We start from the raw sequence: 15,628 nt of genomic DNA on the forward strand, positions 1-15,628 counted from the left end.
TCAGCGCGCCACATCGCATTTCAGCATATTTTCAAATATGAAACATAATGGCCGAAATTGAAAATTGTCAATGTGCTTTAAAGGGAGGTGCTCGCCAGCGACGTCCCGTCGCTCGCGACGCCTCAGTCGGCGTTCGCCCGTACCACGACGCCGCGCGCCATGACGAAGCCCATGGCTTCGAGCACGCTCACATCCGTCAGCGGATCGCCCTTCACCGCAACGATGTCGGCCGTCTTGCCAGCAGAAAGCGTACCAACTTCCTTTTCGAGGCCGGTGTGGGCGGCGCCCCAGACGGTCGCCGCACGAATTGCATCGAGCGGAGTGAGCCCCGCCTTCACCATCAGCGCAAATTCGCGCGCATTTTCGCCATGTACCGACACCGCAGAATCGGTGCCGAACGCGATACGCACCCCCGCACGGTGAGCGCGGCGGGTCGCGTCGATCATCAGCGGACCGACCGTCCGCGCCTTCGCGCGAACCGGGGCCGGCATCCAATCGGCGGTTTCGGCTTGGCGCGCGACGGTATCACCCGCGAGCAACGTGGGAACCAGATAGCTTCCCTTCGCCTTGAACAGCCGGATCGATTCCTCGTCGAGATAAGTGCCATGCTCAACCGAATCGACGCCAGCGCGCAGCGCGGCATTGACCCCATCTGTCCCATGCGCATGCGCCGCCACCTTGCGGCCGAGCCGGTGCGCGGTATCGACGATCGAGACCAGTTCGGCGTCGGTCATTTGTTGGCCCAGCCCCGCCGCGGTGTTCGACATCACGCCGCCAGTTGAGGCCGTCTTGATGACGTCGGCGCCCTGCTGCACCGCGAGCCGGACCGCGCGCGCGCAATCATCGGCGCCCGAGCAGAGCGTCGGCGCGCGGAACAGGTCGAGGATTTCCTGTCGATAGCCGTGGATATCGCCGTGCCCGCCATGCGCCGCGACGCCCCCGGCGGCGATAATCCGCGGCCCGACGACCTTGCCCGTTGCGGTGGCGTCCCGCAGCGCGTTGATCGCTTGCGGATCGGATCCCAAGTCCACTACAGTGGTGAACCCCGCACGAACCGTTCGCCCGGCAAAGACAACCCCGTCGAACGCCTGATCGACCGTCGATTTAGTTACGGCGTCGAGGCGGCTCGTCGGACTGGATTCGAAAGTCAGATGGACATGGCTGTCGATGAAGCCCGGCATCACAAACTGGTCGCGAAGGTCGACAATCTTGCCATCGCCAACGAAGCCGTCACGAATTGCGGCGATCTTCCCCGCCTCGACGACAATCGTTTTGTTCGTTTCGACGCGACCGCTCGCCGGATCGGCCAACAGGCGTCCGGCGTGGATATAGGTGGTGGTTGAGGCCGCTTCCTGCGCCGCGAGCGGCTGAACGAAAGCGGCAAGCGCGACAGCGCCGAACATCAACTTCTTCATATCATCCACCCCCATCGCGTCGTGGCGATCAAGCGCCTGCGCGGCCCCAGATCGCTTCTCCGCACCATGCGTTGCCATCGGTATATTCAATGGACGGTTCGCGATCAGCAGCCAAGAAGATCGGCCCGTCGAGATCGACGATATCGCAAAGCTGGCCCAGGATGAACGCCGGCGCCATCGCAAGGCTGGTGCTCACCATATTGCCGACCATCACGCCAAGCCCGAGTTCGCGCGCGCGCCGCGCCATCGCCAAACCTTCGGTCAGCCCGCCGCACTTGTCGAGCTTGATATTCACGACATCGAAGCGGCCGACGAGCCCGTCGACGTCGGCGAGCGTCAGCACGCTTTCATCGGCAGCGATCGGGATCGGGCATTGATAACCGGTGAGGTCGGCCTCGCGCCCGCGCGCCAACGGCTGTTCTAGCAGCTTTACATCGGCCGCGACGAGCGCGGCGACCAGCCGGTCGAGGTCACCGATTTCAAAACCCTGATTGGCGTCGACCCCCATCCAGCATTCAGGCCGCGCCGCGCGTACTGCCTGCACACGCGCAATATCTACCTCAAGATCGCCGGTAAGCTTCAGCTTGAGCGCGCGTGCCTGCGCGTAGTCCAGCGCCCCTTGTGCCATCACATCGGGATCGTCGGCGCCCAGGGTGAATGTCGTCAGCAGCGGACGAGGTTCGGGAAGCCCCGCGAGTTCCCAGACCGGAACGCCACTGCGCCGTGCCTCGAGTTCCCACAAGGCCGCGTCGATCGCATTGCGCGCGCCATTGGCGGGCAGCAGGCTCTGCAATTCCGCCCGCGTGATCCCGGCGCTGACCGCATCGCGGACGCTTTCGATCCCCGCCGACATCGTCGCGACATCGTCGTTCAGATAATAAACCCCCGACGCTTCGCCGCGCCCGATATGTTCACCGTCGGACAAGGTGACGACGACGAGCGCTGCATCGGTGAAAACATGCCCCGAAATGCGAAAAGGCTTGGCGAACGGGAAGGATTCGACCGCAAGGTCGAGCGAAAGGGGGGAATGCGAGGTCATCAAAATCTGTCCTTCATCGGTCACTTCAGGGTGCAGGTACGGCCGGCGCCAGCGCCGCCGCGATCTGTCCTACATATTTATTCCAGTCGAATTTCTGCCCCTCGGGCGTCCAGCCGAGACGGACGATCACCGCATCCTGCGACGGGATGGTCGCGACAATCTGGAAACTATGTCCCCGCGCCATCACGGCATCGGCAGGCACGTCCGGAAAGAGCTTCCTATGCTCGCCGTCAGCTTCGGCGACGTTCAGCCAGAGTTGCGCGCCATAGAAGGGCTGCGGGGCGGCCGGGGTCGGCGTCACGGCGAAATCGAGCCATTCTTTGGAAAGCAATTGCTTGCCCCCGGCCCTGCCCTTGTTGAGATGGAGCAGCCCATAACGCGCCCAGTCGCGCGCGGTAGCATAGGCATAGGAACTGCCGACCTGCACACCCGCTTCGTCGGGTTCGATCAAGGCACTGGTCATACCGGTAGGCTCGAACAACCGCTTCTGCGCAAAGCGCGTCATACCCTCCAGCGTCCCGCCGGTCGCCTGAAACACGATCCGCGACAATATATTGGTCGTGCCCGACGAATAGCTCCAGCTTGTGCCGGGCTCATGCTTCAGCGGCTGCGCCGCCGCGAGAGCACCCATGTCGCCCGCCTCGAACAGCATCTTGATCGAGTCATTGCCGGGCACATAGCTTTCGCTGAAGCTAAGCCCGCTCGTCATCGTCAGCAACTGCCGCAGCGTGATCTTTCCGCGCGGATCGCCCGCGCCCTGCCACTCGGGAACCGGAGCCGGATCGTCGAGCTTAAGCACGCCGTCGTCGACAAGCAAGCCGACCAGCGTTCCCATGATGCTCTTGCTCGCCGACCAGCCGAGCAATTCGGTGTTCCGGTCGAACCCCGGCGCATAGCGTTCGGCGACAATCGCCCCGCCCTGCACCACCACGATCGCCCGCGTGTCAGGATAGCCGCCCTTATTCTGTTCGTCGAAGGTCGCGTTCACCGCCTTGTCGAGCGCGGCCCGGTCGAGCTTCGCTTCCGCCGCCACCTGAAGCCTCCGCACCGGAGCATCGCCCATCGGCCACGGCTTCGCGGCATTTCCCCGCGTCGGCTTGAGCCGCGCCGCCTGCGTATCGAGCACGGCGGTCGACACATCGCCGGTCAGCAATGTGCAACCCACAACCGGACGATACAGCGCGGTGCGCGTCGCGGCGCCCGGCATCGATGCAGTGACGGTGCGCGCATTACGGTCGACCGCCAGAACGATAGTTTTCGTGAAGGGCGCAAACCCCTGAACATCGTCGCGCAGCACATCGGCCTCAGCACGCCCCGCGACGAAGATGCTCGCGCAGGCGACCTGCGCCGAAACCGCCGTACCCAAATCAAAGGGCGTTGCGATTGGCGGCGCGGCGGCGAGCGCCGGGATCGACGCCGAAAGCGCGAGCCCGGCAAGGCTCATGTTGGAAATATACCGGATCATGGGGAACCGCCTTTGATGGTCGATCAGCTTTGGGCGCGACATGCGTGGCGCAGCACGGCGCCCGCCCGGGCCCCGGTATGCTTGCCGCCATCGAGCGTCACGACGCCGTTGACGATCACCGTGTCGATGCCGGTCGGCAGCGCGGTGGGCTTCTCCCATGTCGCGCCGTCGTCGAGCTTGTCGAGATCGAAGATCACGATATCGGCGCGCATCCCGTCGCGGATCAGCCCGCGATCGGTGAGCCCCATGCGCTGTGCCGGCCAACCGGTCATCTTACGGACGGCATCTTCCAGCGACAGCACCGGACGGCGCTTCACATATTCGGCGATGATGCGCGGAAAGGTACCATAAGCGCGCGGGTGCGGCAGGCCGAGCGCGTCGACCTCTCCCAGATTGACCGACGCCGCGGCATCGCTGCCGATGCTGACCCATGGCTGCTTCAGCGCGGTTTCGATGTCCTGTTCGCTCATCATGAAATAGAGCGCGACCGAACGGTTGGGCAGGCCTTCGAGCGCAATATCCCACGCGGCATCCGCCGGGTCGATGTTCAGCGTAGCGCCGATTTCCGCGAGGCTCTTGCCGTGGAAGCGCTCATATTTCTTGCTGAAACCATTGGCGAGCCGCACATTGGCAAAGCCGCCCGAGGCATGAACAAGGTTCGACCAGCCGGGCATCGATCCCGCGGCGACTTCCTTCTTCATCCGCTCACGCACCTTGGGATCGCGCAGCCGCTCGATGCCTTTCTGCAGGCCGTCGGCCCACACCCAGCTCGGCGCGATGATTTCGAGCCCGGTTCCGCCGGCGGTATAGGGATAAAGGTCCGCCGCGACATCGACGCCGCGCGCGCGGGCCGCGTTGATCGTCGCCACCGCCTGCGGCATCAGCTTGCCCCAGCCGGGGGCAAAGGCCGCCTTCAGGTGAAAAATCTCGACCTTCACGCCGCCCTTTTCGCCGATCTCGATCGCTTCCTCGATCGCCTGGACCAGCCCTTCGCTCTCGTCACGCATATGCGTCGCGTAAAAGCCGTCACACTGCGCCGCGACTTTGGCCAGTGAGACGAGGTCGGAGGTCTTCTGGAAGCTACTCGGGGCGTAAATGAGCGCGCTGGAAATGCCGAACGCACCATTCTCCATCGCGATCTTGACCTCGCGCCCCATTTCCTCGAGCTGCGCCGGGGTCGGAGATCCGGCGCCGTCGCCCATCACCTTCATCCGCGCCTGCGTCGAGGAATAGTAGGTGCCATAATTGACCGAAATGCCCTGCTTTTCCAGCGTCTGGAAGTAGGCCGGAATCTCGGCTGCCGCCGCCGGAGGCCCGCCTTCGCCAGCAATGACGGTCGTCACTCCCATTCGCAGCTTATTCTCGGCTGCGCCGCTCTTGAGCAGGACGCGGCCGGACTGATCCATCATGTCGATGAAACCCGGCGACACATAGCGGCCCTTGGCGTCGATTTCCTTCGTCCCGTGCCCGGGGATTTGTCCGATGCGAACGACTTTGCCGTCCTTGACTGCGACATCGGCGCGGACCCACGGATTGCCCGCGCCGTCGAGGACGCGGCCACCGCGAATGACGATGTCATATTCGGGCGCCGGGGCATTGGCGACGAGCAGCATCGACAAGGCGCCGAAGAGAATCTTGTGCTTCATATTATCATCTCCCTGTGGGCGGCCGGGGGACCGCCAAATTTCCTGCTATTTCTTGGCGGCGGCCTGAGCGTCAGCGCGCACCGTATCGACGACATCGCGCACCGCGGCGATCACCACCTCAGGCCGATCGACCTGGATATAATGGGTGGCGTCGGGCACGGTCTGCTGACGCCCGCGGGTCGAAAATGCGGCCTGCTCGGTATGGAGTTGCTTCCATTCCTGCTTGAAGCGCGCGCCATCTTCCACCGTCAGGCCCATTGCTTTGAGTTGCTCGGGCTTGATCGGCGCCATCGCGGTCAACACGATCACCGGGCGGTTGCCAAAGCTGTGAACCGCGCGCGCATCGGCCATCGTGTCATCGAAGCCTGTGAGTTCGGAACGCGAACCCGTCACCGATGTGCTGCTATAGGCGGCCGATATCGCCAGCGCGTCACCGAGCCTTTTGGTCTCGGCTGCGGTCCGAAGCTTCGGCTTGTCACCGCGCGAGAACATAAAGCGGGTGAGGCCCGTCCACGACAGCGCCGTTGCCGCATACATGATGGTCGACGCCCGCTTCGGATGGACATCAATCCCTGCCACTTTGCCGAGCCGCGCGACCTGATCGGGGTGCGACGGATCGACCATCACCAGCCCGGCGACCTGATCGCCATATTTGCCTACATAAGTGCGGGTGTAGGGGCCGCCAATCGAATGGCCGACGAGTATCAGCCGATCGTTGATCCCCGCGCCCTTCAACAACGCATGAAGATCGTCGGCCACCGCCGAGGCGCGCTGAGGCGTATCCTTGGGGTCGCTCCACATAATCCCCGCGCGGTCATAGGCGCAGGTACGGGTGAAGCCCGCAATCTCGTCATGAACCAGCGTCCAGTCGGTCGTTCCACCGGTGCCCAGTCCAGATTCCAGAATCACCGTCGGCGAACCGGTACCCCGGCAATCAATGTGCATCTTGCGCCCGCCGACATCGACCATCTGCCCGCGCGGTGGATAATTCGCCTGGGCATTTCGGCGTCCCAGCGCTTCATAAATCATGCCCACCACGAGCACGAGGATCAGCAGGGCGAGAAGTCCCAGCAGGATGCGCTTGATCCAGCGTCGGGCGCGCCGCCAACCTGTCAGCTTCGTCATTTCGCGTCCTTCGCCGGAGTGAACAGAAGATCTTGATAATCGTAACTAAAATCGGCGATCGGCGAGACGGGCTTCATCGTCACCCGCTCGACCTTGCCGTCGGCGTCGAGGCCGAAGGTCACATAGGCTGGCTCGATCGACTTATCCTCGAACCGCGTGATGAAGCTGTCATATTGCCAATGCTCCAGCGTCCCGCGCATCCGCGGGGTCGACTGGAAATCGATCGTCAACCGCCCCTTGTCCTCGCGCACCACGATATTGCCGTACCAGGGGTCGTTATAGTTGCCGGCATAGCGCACACGCGGAAGCGAGGGACCTGTCTTCGCGGGCTTCGCCTGAACCGCTTTCAGCGCTTGCTGCGCTTCAGCAACCCGATCCTTGACCCGCGCCGACCACTTTTCCGGCCAGCCCGCTTTGGGCCGGCCCAGATAATGATCGAGCAATTCATAGGTGAGACCGTGGATGACCTCGCCGTCTTCCGAGTTGATCGTGATCGAAAATCCGACCTGTTTTTCGGGGATCAGCATGACCATCGTCAAAAATCCGAACACCGCGCCGCGGTGGGTCACAAGCTTGACCCCCTGATAGTCGCGCACCATCCAGCCGAGCGCATAAGTGTCGAAGTTCGGCTGCGTCGCCTGGAACGCTTCGGGAACCGGAGCGATCGGCATGAGCACCGACGGTGTCCACATTTCACGCGACGCCGCTTCGCTGAACAGCCGGCCTTCGCCCTCGGGCAGCTTGCCCTGCGCGAGCTGGATTTGCAGCCAACGCGCAAGGTCGCTCGCGCTCATCGCCATGCCTCCGGCGGGGGCGGCGTTGCGGCCGAGCTCGTCATGTTCGTCGAGCTGTTCCTGATCGCCCGCGCCGCGCAGCCCGCCGTTCATCCGCGCATGCGGAAAGGCCCGGTTGGCGGTAGCAAAGCGCTCCACGCTGTCGCTGGTCGATTCCTGCATCCCGGCAGCCTTGATGATATGCTCGCGGGTAAAGGCTTCCCATGTCTGGCCGGAAACCGCCTCGATCAACTCGCCTGCGACCATGTAGAGCACATTGTCGTAGGCATAGCCGCTGCGGAAGCTGGTCGCGGGCTTGATATGGCGCAGGCGCTTAACGCTCTCGCTGCGGCTAAGATTGGTGCGCGGCACGAACAGCAGATCGCCCGCCCCCAGCCCGAGGCCGCTGCGATGGACGAGCAAATCGCGAATCGTCATTTCGCGCGTCACCCACGGGTCGTACATCTGAAAGCCCGGCAGGTGATCGATCACCTTGTCGTCCCATTTTATCTTGCCCTGATCGACCAGTACCGCGAGCGCGGCTGAGGTGACCGCCTTGCCGCTCGATCCGGTCGGGAAGATCGTGTCGGCGTCGACCTTTTCGTTGCTGCCCAGCTTGCGCGTGCCGAACCCCTCGGCGAGCGTGACCTTGCCCTGCTCGACGATCGCGACCGACATACCGGGGACGCCCGCTGCGGTGCGGATCGCTTCGATCCGCGCTTCGATGCCTTCGGGCGGCGTCGCGGAGGCGAGGCCTGGGGCGAGCGCTGCGGCGGCTAGCAGGCAGGCCAAGCGCCGGCGGTTGACGGAAAATATCATGACGGGTTTCCCTGAGCAGCGCTTTGAAGCGCCTGTTTCTTGTGGGCGAAATGGCTGCGGATCAGGCGGTAGAGCCCGAGCGTCAGCAGCGGCACGACATAGGTCGCGAGGAAGATATAAGCGAGCGCGCGATATCCGCTGGCAATCAGCGCGACGAGGCCGAAGCGGTCGGCGATGAACATGCACCCGATCAATAGCGCGCCGGCGATCGCGCCGCGCGCCCGGTTGCTCAGCGATTGCCCGCGCCGCGCCTTGAGCGCCGCATCAATACGCTCGTTGATTGCGTGCACCGACCCCGCCCCGCTTTCGAGCAGCGCGGCAAAAATCATCAGTTGGAACAGCAGGTGGAAGATCGGCAGTTCCAGCTTTTGGAGCATGAAGTCCGACGGAAGCGTCTCGTTGATGATACCGGGATAAAAGGCGATCATCGCGATGAAGAACAGCACTGCGGGCACCATCGCGAGCGGGCCTGCGATCAGGCCCGAGACGATCGCGTCGCGCTGGCTGGTCATGTGGCGGACGACGGGCAGGATCACCACCGCGCCGACAACATTGTAGCTGGCATAGGTCAGGCCACCCAGCGCCCAGCCGTCGGTCGGCGTCGGGATGGCAAAGCGCGCTACGATCAGGTCGCCAAAGCTGCTCAGCGCCAAGACCATGAACAGCGCATAAACGCCGTAAAGCAGGAAGGAGACATATTTGAACAAGCCCTCGACCGAGCTGTTGCCGAAGGTCGCGAATAGTGCGATCAGCGCGGCGAGGCTGATGGTTCCGGCGATCGACGGCAGGCCAAAGACCGCGCTGCCAATCTCGCCCGCGGCAGCGCCGAACACCGCAAGGATGAGCGTGACGAACAGGACATAGGCGATCTCGAACAGGATCCAGCCGCGGCCCAATAATTTCTCGAAGAAGCTGCGATAATCGAACGCCCCCACTGCACGCGCAAAGGCGAAGGTCGCCGCGCAGATGACGCTCCACAGCAGCATCGCGAGCAGCATCGCCGCCAATCCGCCCCACGGCCCGCTTGGCAGGAAAAATTCCGCAAGCTCGCGTCCGGTGGCATAGCCACCACCGATCACAACGGCCTTGAAGGCGAAACCCGGCAGCAGGAACCGCTGGAACCAGGAGGATCCAGCTGTCGCTGCCGGGGCGGCCATTCCGCTCATGCGAGGCAGTTATCCACCAAGCGGGCGAAAGCCTCACCGCCGCGGATAGGGTCAGCGACCGGCAATCCCAGCCTCTCGCTTTCGCTCGCCATCAGCGCGATCGCTTCCTCCTCGCCGAGATGCGAGGTGTTGAACGAGACACCGCCACAACGGATCGCTGCATTGGTCCGCGCGCCGAGGCGCAGGTTGAGGTCGATCGCCTCCTCGATGCTCGGCACCGCATAGCCAGGGGTTCCCAGCATCTGCTCGCGGCCCGGCTGATGACAGACGACGATCACGTCGGGCTGGCTGCCGTGCAGCAGGCCAAGCGACACAGCGGCATAGGCGGGATGCAACAGCGACCCCTGCCCCTCGACAATATCCCAATGCGCCGGATCGGCGTCGGGACTGAGCATCTCGGCCGCACCCGCTTCAAAATCGGAGATCACCGCGTCCATCGGAATGCCACCGCCGGCGATCATGATCCCGGTCTGGCCACTTGCACGAAAATCGACATCGACCCCGCGGTCGGCGAAGGCACGCGAAATGGCGAGCGCGGTATATTTCTTGCCCAGTGCGCAATCGGTTCCAACGGTCAGCAACCGCTTGCCCGAACGCTTACGCCCATTGCCGATCAACAGGTTACGCGGCGGATCGCGTACGTCAATCAACTGCCGCCCGAGCCGTTCCGCCAATTCCGCAAGGCCGGGGACATCGGACAAACGGACGTGCATACCGCTGACGATATCCAGCCCCGCCTCCAGCGCTTCAGCCAGCGCGGGGATCCAGCTTGCCGGAATAATGCCGCCGCTGTTGGCGACCCCGATCAACAGTGAACGCGCGCCCTTTGCGGCTGCTTCGGCGGGCGTCAGCACCTTCAGTCCGGTGCTGACCTTCGCGGCGGGCAGCGCGTATTCGCCGACGCACTTTTCGGGAGCCCAATCGCGCAGCCCATAAGCCGTTTTCGCAAAACCGCTCTCGGTCGTATCGCCAAGAAACAGCAAATAGGGCTGAGGCAGGCTCAGGGCACCGGCGGCAGTGTCGAGGGATGTTTGAATGTTCACGGCTCTCACCAAAATCGGAAGGAGGCCTAGGTGCAATGCCGCTGCGGCAACGATCCCACGCCCCTCTTCGCTGTTGTCCTGTTTCAAGTCTATTTTCAAAATTTGATAATATCAAGAAAATTTGAAAAATTCTTTATCCAATGGGACCGTCCGAGCGCGCATGCGGCGCGCCCGGCCCTGGATCAGAAGTGGGTGTCAAAGGCGATCAGGTGAAAACCCAAGGCGACCCACAGAAGCACAACCGCACAGAACAGCAGCACGACGCTCCAGGATTTCGCGAACCGGCCCCGCTTGCCCGTCCAGACGTGCCAGACATTCCACGCGGCGCTGGCCAGCAGCCCCATGAACACAATCGGCGTGGCGATCAAAAGCATGATCAGCGCCCAGTCGAGTTCACCGCTCATCGACGAGAAATCCGACAAGAGCGCAGAGGCGAACAGGAACCATCCGGCCATCACAGCGACAGCGAGTCCTGCCAGGCCACGAGTCACGCGATAGCTTTTCACCGCCGCGGGAGGGAGCGTCGCCTTGACGCCATAGTGGCGCCGAGCCCATGCCGAGACCGGCCATGCAATCGCGGTGAGCAACAGCACGCCAAGACTGAACAAAAAGGCAGGCGTGAGCCAGGCGCTAGAAAGATACCATGGCACCGGCTCGAACAGCATGAAGGGCGACGAGGAATCGAGGCCGATCCGGGTGACGCGGCCATTTTCGACCTTGGCAGCGAGGCGCGCCTTGCTACCCTCGTCGCGCCAGACAAAGGGCTCAATCTCGACCCATTTGCGGGCCTGGCCACCCATGCCCGACGACGCGCTGAATTGAATCCGTCCATCGCGGTCGAGCGTGACCTTGACCTGTCCGGAAAGCTCCATTGCCTTCAGGAAGCTCGTTTCGATCCGGCGGGTCTTGTTATAGGTGCCAACCATCATCCGCGCATGCTCGCGCGCGGTGGCGGCGTCGACCCGGCCGTCGCGCTGCGCGAACGGGAAATAGCGATCGGCAAAGGCTTCGAACAAATAGCTGCGGATCGGGCCCGACACATTTTGTGTGCCCCCGGCGTTCATCGACATGTAAATGCCGACCTTTTCTTCGGGGAAAAGCCAGAGCTGGCTATGGAAGTTAATGCTGTCCCCGGCGTGCGAAATGGCTTTGCGGCCATTGATATTCTGCTCGTAGAAACCCAGCGCCATGCCGTTCAGCGCCGGAATCGCCCTCGATATGGTGCCGTGCATCTGCGCTGCGGTCGCTGGCTTCAGCAACGCGCCGCCATTGTTCAGATGCGCCAGCATGAAGCGCCCCATGTCGGCGCCCGACGTCGTCAAGCCGCCCGCGGGAGCGAGGTTACTTATCTCAAACCGACCCGGCTTGCCCGATCCCAACTTATATCCGCTGGCCATCAACGGCCGCAGCGACGCAGGGAGCGGCTGGCGAAAGCTCGACCGCGCCATACCGGCGGACGCGAAGATGCGCTGTTCGGCGTAAGTGTCGAACGGCACGCCCGACACGCGCTCGACGACATAGGCAGCCAGCGCCGTACCATAGTTGGAATAGGCTGGGGTCGATCCCGGTGCATAAATGCGTTTCGGCAATGAGCGTTTCAGCATGTCGCCCAGCGGCGGCGCGCCATTGGGATCATAGCTATTGAGCGCCCGCTGCACCTCATCGAAGCCCCCGGTATGCGTCATCAGATTGCGCATTGTGATGGGTCGGCCGTCATATGCGGGAATTTTGAAATCAAGATAAGCGTTTACGTCGCGATCGAGATCAACCTTGCCCTGTTCAACCATCTGCATCACTGCGGTCCAAGTGAAGAGCTTTGAAACCGATGCCTGGCGAAAAAGCGTCATCTCGGGATCCACCGGCCGCCGCGCCGCGACATCGGCATAGCCGAACCCCCGCTGCGTCAGCACCGCTCCGTCCTTAACAACGACTACGACCGCGCCCGCAGCATCGCCGCGTTTGAGGGCATAGGGCATATAGCCGTCGAGCCAGGCGTCGACGTCGCTTTTGACCATCGCGGGAGCGGAAGGCGATACGCGCATGTCGCGCGGTTCTACCGAAGGTGCAGCGGCGGGCGGACGCGCCGCAGATTCGGTCATCGGCGGCGCCACAGCCCCGAAAAGCATCACCGCGGCCAGCAACCCGCATGACTTTAGGAACCGCATAACCCTCTCCCTCCTGATTTAGCCGTCAGTCGCGACCGCACATGCAGAAATTTCTCATTCTGAAATATTTTCAATTTCTGATATAGACAGGCTGTGCTGAAATTTGTCAACGGCGACTGCGATCCAGTCGATCCGGCAGATGCGCGCGAGAACCACCCCACAACGCGATGCATTTTTCAGAAAACGACAGGCTGGGCGAGCACCCCTGCAGCAAAGCACGGCTTCGCGAGCCTGACAGCCGCCCCCGCAGCGATCACAGTACAGAATATTTCGCGCGCAGTGCTAGGCGCGCTGCCCACCATCGACGGGATGGAGAGCCGACTTCAGGTCGGCGTCGGTCGCGGAACAAACGGACAATATGCGGCATGGCCTCTCGCCGACCGCAACATAGCCATGCCCCATCGAAGCATCGAAATAGACCGAATCGCCCGTTTTGAGACGCGACGGTGCGTAAATATCGCTGTGAAACTCGCACTCCCCCTCAAGAACGATCACATATTCTTCGCCCGAATGGCGCATCAGGTCGCCGAAATCCTCAATCGAACGCACCTTTACCTCGATAATCATGGGGTTCAGAAGCTTGTTAAGGAGGTCGGCCGAAGGATAGGTGTAGTTATAGGTTGCGGTTTCGATCGAAGGCCCTTCACCGAGGGGGGTGATGCTGCGCCGCCCCGTCGCGGCATGTGTGGCGACGGGTTGAGATGTGGCGGCCGAAAACAACTGCGTGATATCGATGTCGAGCCCCTGACTGAGCCGCAGCAGCTTCTCATAGCTGAGGGACATTTTGCCAGTTTCAATCTTTGACAAGGTTGAAACGGGAATCCGCGTACGCTCGCTAACTTCGGCGAGCGTCCACCCCTTCTCGTTCCGAAGCTCTCTCAGAAAAATTCCCGGATTTCCGTCGACGGCGGGCCGTCGATCGCGACCGGGTGAGCTTAGGTGACTGGTAGATGGCATCGGTGTCCTTTCAATCCTCTTTCCCATTTAGCACATATTTGCTCATCTATCCTATCTATCAAGCGCGACAGCTTGCAAAATCGCAGCTTTTGAAAAAGAAAATTACGCGCTGGATGAATAAAGTCCACTTTCTCGATCGCCTGGGCGCGACACAGAGCCTGATTCAAACAGGAATGGCGGTGGTGACTTTGACCGGCTTCAGCGCAAAACTCGAGTTGATCGCGCCGACGCCGGGCAGATGCAAAAGCGTCTTGCGCAGAAATTGTTCATAATCCTCGATGCTGCGCGCCAGCACGCGCAACACATAATCACTCTCACCACTCATCGAGAAGCATTCGACGATTTCAGCATGGCCACGCACCGCCGCTTCAAAGGCCTCGAGCACCGGCTCTTCATGATTGCGGATCTTGATCTGGGCAAAGACATTCACCGGATAGCCGAGCCCCACCGCGTCGAGCATGAATGAACGGCCGAGAATCAGGCCCGCTTCTTCCATACGGCGCACCCGGCGCCAGCACGGCGTATGCGACAGGCCGACGCGCTCGGCGACCTCGACCATCGACAGCTGCGGCTCATCCTGCAGGCAGCGCAGGATCTTTCGGTCGAATGCATCAATCTTGAAATCCATTCGCTCACCTTGATCGTTAAGTTGGAATTGCATTGCAATAAAATTGCATTCCACGCAATCAGATTACCATAAATCGACGATTCCGAGCAAACAACGCAATCCCATTTCAATGCGTTCGCGGTACAAATACGCTGTGTCAAACGCTCCTGTCCTTCGGCCGAACCGGCTGCCGCTTCGCCTGCATATTCCTGAGCCGGTCGCTCGTCCGGGTGAGGCGGCGCATTTTGGCAATCTCGCTTTAGCCGAAGCGGGCGCGGTTGCGCGTCCCGATATCGACACCGTCGAGGCCGATGTCCGGCACCTGCCCTATACGCTGATCCGAGTGCTGGACGACGATGGCCATGCCGTGGGGCCGTGGGCACCCGGGCTTGATGCCGAGCAACTGATAGCGGGCCTCGCGGCGATGCTGCGCACACGTATTTTTGACGACCGGCTGTTTCGCGCACACCGGCAGGGCAAAACCAGCTTCTACATGAAATGTACCGGCGAAGAGGCGATCGCGGTCGCACAGAGTATGGCTCTCGGCCGCAACGATATGTGCTTCCCGACCTATCGCATGCTCGGCTGGCTGATGGCGCGTGACTATCCGCTCGACGCGCTGGTGAACCAGATTTTCTCCAACGCCGCCGACCCGCTCGCCGGGCGCCAGCTACCGATCCTCTATTCGGCGCGCGACTATGGTTTCTATTCGCTGTCGGGCAATCTTGGCAGTCGCTTTGGTCATGCCGTCGGCTGGGCGATGGCGTCGGCCTATCGCGGCGACGAGGGGATCGCGCTCGGCATGGTCGGCGACGGCACAACCGCCGAAGGCGATTTCCACGAGGCACTGACCTTCGCCGCGGTCTATCGTGCGCCGGTCATCCTGTGTGTGACAAACAACCAGTGGGCGATCTCCAGCTTCACCGGCATCGCGGGCGCCGAAACAGCAACCTTTGCCGCCAAGGCGCTCGCCTATGGCATCCCGGGGCTCCGAGTCGATGGCAATGATTTCCTCGCGGTCTGGGCGGCAACGCAATGGGCGGCCGAACGCGCGCGCGCGAACCTCGGCTCGACCCTCATCGAATTCGTGACCTATCGCGTCGCAGGCCATTCGACGAGCGACGACCCCACCCAATATCGCCCGAAGGACGAGGCCGATCACTGGCCACTCGGCGACCCGGTCGACCGGCTCAAAGCCCATCTCATCGCGATCGGAGTGTGGGACGAAGAACGGCATGCAGCGCTGACAAAACAGCTCGACGATGAGGTGAAGGCTGCGGTCAAGGCGGCCGAAGCCGTCGGCACATTGGGCGCGTCCAAGCCGCCGGTCGGCGAAATGTTCGAATGTGTCTTCAAGGACGCCGACTGGCGCATCGACGAACAACGAACAGAGCTGGGACTTTAATAC

At 62.3% G+C, this 15,628-nt stretch carries 12 protein-coding genes; 1 reads left to right on the plus strand and 11 read right to left on the minus strand.

Annotated features, from left to right (window positions below; genetic code table 11):
* Window positions 1–122: 122 nt before the first annotated feature.
* The 11 genes from CDQ91_RS02305 to CDQ91_RS02355 all read right to left on the minus strand — a co-directional run bounded on the left by CDQ91_RS02305 (window position 123) and on the right by CDQ91_RS02355 (window position 14,241).
* Complete coding sequence (locus tag CDQ91_RS02305; protein ID WP_088471410.1) at window positions 123–1,415, minus strand: metal-dependent hydrolase family protein; 1,293 nt, start codon at window positions 1,413–1,415, stop codon at window positions 123–125.
* A 28-nt stretch (window positions 1,416–1,443) separates the two neighbouring features.
* On the minus strand, window positions 1,444–2,454 hold the full coding sequence (locus tag CDQ91_RS02310; RefSeq protein WP_088471073.1) for a dipeptide epimerase: 1,011 nt from the start codon (window positions 2,452–2,454) through the stop codon (window positions 1,444–1,446).
* Between the two features lie 25 nt (window positions 2,455–2,479).
* Window positions 2,480–3,919, minus strand: a complete 1,440-nt coding sequence (locus CDQ91_RS02315) for a serine hydrolase domain-containing protein (protein ID WP_158213601.1) — start codon at window positions 3,917–3,919, stop codon at window positions 2,480–2,482.
* Between the two features lie 23 nt (window positions 3,920–3,942).
* Entirely contained in the window at window positions 3,943–5,565 is a 1,623-nt protein-coding gene (locus tag CDQ91_RS02320) for an N-acyl-D-amino-acid deacylase family protein (RefSeq protein WP_088471075.1), read from the minus strand.
* Window positions 5,566–5,610: 45 nt separating this feature from the next.
* Entirely contained in the window at window positions 5,611–6,690 is a 1,080-nt protein-coding gene (locus CDQ91_RS02325; protein WP_088471076.1) for an alpha/beta hydrolase, read from the minus strand.
* A complete protein-coding gene (locus CDQ91_RS02330) occupies window positions 6,687–8,282 on the minus strand; it encodes a serine hydrolase (RefSeq protein WP_088471077.1) in 1,596 nt (531 codons plus the stop codon). The genes CDQ91_RS02325 and CDQ91_RS02330 overlap by 4 nt, the downstream gene beginning before the upstream one ends.
* Window positions 8,279–9,448 (minus strand): YkvI family membrane protein, encoded by a 1,170-nt coding sequence (locus CDQ91_RS02335; RefSeq protein WP_237245777.1) that lies wholly within the window; start codon window positions 9,446–9,448, stop codon window positions 8,279–8,281. The genes CDQ91_RS02330 and CDQ91_RS02335 overlap by 4 nt, the downstream gene beginning before the upstream one ends.
* A complete protein-coding gene (locus tag CDQ91_RS02340) occupies window positions 9,445–10,491 on the minus strand; it encodes an N-acetyltransferase DgcN family protein (protein WP_237245778.1) in 1,047 nt (348 codons plus the stop codon). The genes CDQ91_RS02335 and CDQ91_RS02340 overlap by 4 nt, the downstream gene beginning before the upstream one ends.
* Before the next feature lie 182 nt (window positions 10,492–10,673).
* Complete coding sequence (locus tag CDQ91_RS02345; protein ID WP_237245779.1) at window positions 10,674–12,590, minus strand: serine hydrolase domain-containing protein; 1,917 nt, start codon at window positions 12,588–12,590, stop codon at window positions 10,674–10,676.
* 348 nt (window positions 12,591–12,938) lie between these two features.
* On the minus strand, window positions 12,939–13,640 hold the full coding sequence (locus CDQ91_RS02350) for a helix-turn-helix domain-containing protein (RefSeq protein ID WP_088471079.1): 702 nt from the start codon (window positions 13,638–13,640) through the stop codon (window positions 12,939–12,941).
* A 136-nt stretch (window positions 13,641–13,776) separates the two neighbouring features.
* Window positions 13,777–14,241 carry an Lrp/AsnC family transcriptional regulator gene (locus CDQ91_RS02355; protein ID WP_088471080.1) on the minus strand — a complete coding sequence of 155 codons (465 nt, stop codon included), beginning with the start codon at window positions 14,239–14,241 and terminating at the stop codon, window positions 13,777–13,779.
* Between the two features lie 133 nt (window positions 14,242–14,374).
* Between CDQ91_RS02355 and CDQ91_RS02360 the strand changes: the two genes are divergently transcribed.
* A complete protein-coding gene (locus CDQ91_RS02360) occupies window positions 14,375–15,625 on the plus strand; it encodes a thiamine pyrophosphate-dependent enzyme (RefSeq protein WP_237245780.1) in 1,251 nt (416 codons plus the stop codon).
* Window positions 15,626–15,628: the final 3 nt, after the last annotated feature.

This window comes from Sphingopyxis witflariensis, from assembly GCF_002205635.1.
Lineage (GTDB): Bacteria > Pseudomonadota > Alphaproteobacteria > Sphingomonadales > Sphingomonadaceae > Sphingopyxis > Sphingopyxis witflariensis.